Source organism: Streptomyces sp. PA03-6a (assembly GCF_033792765.1).
Taxonomy (GTDB): Bacteria; Actinomycetota; Actinomycetes; order Streptomycetales; family Streptomycetaceae; genus Actinacidiphila.
Window position 1 is genome coordinate 1 of sequence record NZ_JARAVK010000492.1, and the last position, 2,889, is coordinate 2,889.

The 2,889-nt window shown below is 70.1% G+C and carries 2 protein-coding genes; one reads left to right on the plus strand and one right to left on the minus strand.

Annotated elements, in window-relative coordinates:
• Nucleotides 1–477 precede the first annotated feature (477 nt).
• Nucleotides 478–1,863, minus strand: coding sequence for a helix-turn-helix transcriptional regulator (locus PV350_RS45920; RefSeq protein WP_500339227.1), 1,386 nt, complete (start codon nt 1,861–1,863; stop codon nt 478–480).
• Between the two features lie 633 nt (nt 1,864–2,496).
• On the opposite strand from PV350_RS45920, the gene PV350_RS45925 reads away from it, so the two are divergent.
• Nucleotides 2,497–2,889 (plus strand): protein kinase family protein (locus tag PV350_RS45925; RefSeq protein ID WP_500339228.1); only part of this gene is annotated, 393 nt, incomplete at its 3' end.

A 2,889-nucleotide genomic window follows, 5' to 3' on the forward strand; every position in this document is an offset into this window, starting at 1 on the left:
CACCCCCACAAGCCCCACCACGGCCCGCACTGGCACCCCAGCAACCACTACGGCTAGCCCTGGGACACCCCTTGGTCCTGGTAGCCACAACCGGCCCCGCTCAACAGCCGGCGACTGCAAGATACCTCCACACAACACTGGCCTGGGACCCCGATTGACAGCGACCGGAGCCCCAGGCCGGAGGGGTGTGCTTCTCCCCCAGCCCAACGACCCGCCGCGGGCAGCGTCACGCCCCGCGATCCACCCCCTACGCGCACTCCTGCCAGGGCGTCCAGCCGCGCGCGTTATCCGCACCTCCGCTGGCTCACGCTCGAATGCTGTCACCGCACCCCCATCCTGCGGTGAGAGGTGAAAGCTCACCACTCGCGACACCCTGCCAGACGGATGCGCGGGGACGGCATGGCTACAGTCCACGCGACGTGGGACGGAGCCACTGGCATTGGCTCCGGCCCCCGTTCGTCCGGCGGCGCGGACGGTTCAGTCGGTGTCCTCGTGCGGTTCGAGCAGGGCGAAGTACGTCGCACGCTGCTCGTCGGTCAGCTCACCGTCGAGCGAGAGCGCCGAGCGCAGCGCGCTCAGGGTGTCCGCCGCCGGCGCCTTCCAGGTGTTGTGGGCCTGGCGCTGGATCTCCCCGATGGTGGCGTACGCCTCGGCGGGGAAGCACCGGATGTACCAGTCCAGCGTCTTGGCCACCGACGGCGTCAGGTTGAGGTGCCACCATGCTTCGAGGCCCTCGCCGTCCTCGTTGTCCTTGAACATCTCGACGGACTCGGCGAAGTCGAACAGCACCGCGGCCCGCACGGTCCGGCCCAGGTGCTCGGTGGGGACGATCTCGTCGAGGCTGACGGCCACCGACCAGGCCAACGTGTCGGCGACCTCGGCGACGGACTCCTTGTTGCGGTGGCGCAGTACCCACCGCTTGCGCACGTCGGGCCGGTCGTACAGCGTGTGGTGGAAGTCGACGGCGAACCGGTCGCGCACCTCGACTGCCCCGGGCGAGAGGCTGTCGGGGTTGCCGGCGGACATGGCGGTCTTGACGCCCTGGTAGGAGCGCTGGCGGGATTCTACCCAGTCGTCGGCCACGGCCCGGGCCCACTGGTCGCGGCCGCCGATGACGGCCTGCGGCAGCGGCACCTCGGAGTTGCCACGCGAGATGTAGGAGCGCAGCGTCGAGGCGGTGATGCCGCCGAGCTCCGCCAGCTCCGGGGCGCCGATCAGCTGCGCGCCGGTCAGTTCAGGGCTGGAGACGTCGACCACGCACCGCTCCAGCGGCGGGGCGCCGTCCTGCTCCTGGTGGCGGGCGGCCCACAGCGCCAGGTGGTCAAGCCAGTTGTCCGGCCGCACGGCGTCCGGGTCGAAGGTGGCCACCTTGCCGACGTACGCCTTGGCCGGGTCGGCGCGGCCGTCGAGCATGTCGGCGGCGGTGACGGTGACGGCCATGCGGGCCTTGCGCCGCTCGTAGTCCTCCTCGACCGGGTTCCAGACCTGCCCGGGCCGGTACCACGTCTCGCCGTTCCACCAGTAGCCGCCGGCGCGGAACAGCAGCTGCTCGCCGTCCCAGTCCATGTGCAGGGAGGAGGTGTCGCCGTCGCGCAGCAGCAGCACGGTCCGGCCGTGCTCGGGGTGGTGGCGCACCGCCCAGCCGAGGGTGTTGTCGAGCGGGTCGGTGGTGAAGGCGCGCCAGCCGCCGTCGGCGCGGTTCTTGTCGAGGCGGCCCCACATGCCCGGGCCCTTGTTGCGGCCGACGGCCTCGATGGCCTCCGGTCCGTCGTCGAGCGGGAGATGCGAGTCGTCGACGAAGGGCAGGCCCGGCACCGGGTGGTCGCTGCGCAGACCGTTGGCGAGCGGAAGGACGTGACTCAAGGCTGATTCCTCGTTTCACTCCGAGTGCTGCACGCTTCATGCAGCACTTACCTGGTTCCCTTATACATGCGTTCCAACCTGCTTTGTGCAACGAGATTCAGCCAACCTCCCGCCGGGTGTCCGCGAATCGCGGACACCGGGCTGGGCCGTCCGGTGTGCTGCCGCTCCTGTGGTCCGGCCTCCGTTGTCCGGTGGACGTCTCTGCCCGGCTCGATCGGGACGGCGTCCGGGCCTGGTGAACTCCGCCCCGTCCGGGGCACGTTGGGGCGCCGACGAATTTCGCCGTGGTCTGCCCGTCGTCGGCACGCCGGAAGCGTTCACTGGCCTGCCCGACCCGCACAGCTTTGCCATGGTCTCCACCGACCGCACGATGGCGGACATCCCCGCCATGGTCACCGCCCTCCACGACGACCCCGCACTGCGCGGCCGTTTAGGAGACGCCGGCCGGGCCCTCGCGGAGTCCGCGTTCTCCTGGTCGGCCGCCGCGAGGCTGCCGCTGCGCGCTTACCGCAGCGCCGCCCGCCTCCCCCACCGATGCATCCGACGGCATCGGCACGGCCAGAGATCCTGGCCATGGCAGCCCGGCCCCCACACTGGCTGCACGAATGGCGCACCCAACACCTGGGGACAAAAATGGGCGACAACGCAACCCCTGCGGGCCAGCAGCACCCGGTACTGGCCCGGCTGGCCAGCGAGATCGACTGCGCACGTCAGGCCGCCGAATCAGCGCTCGACACCCTCTTCGACCACGACGCCATCGTCGGCTACGGCGGCCGGTCCATTGTCTTCCTGTCCAAGACCGCCGTCTTGAAGATCTACACCCACCGCCCGGCCGAGCGTGCCCAACGCGAGACCACCGGCCTCACCCTCGCCTCGCAAGCCACCGGCCTGCGGGTGCCCGAGGTCCTCGGTCACGACACCGTCGAAGGAGCCCTGGCCTGGGTCCTGTCGCTTTTAACACACTACCGCGGCCCCCAACAAGGCCCGTGTCGTTTCAGGTGGGGGAGGGTTCCTAAAAAAAAAAAA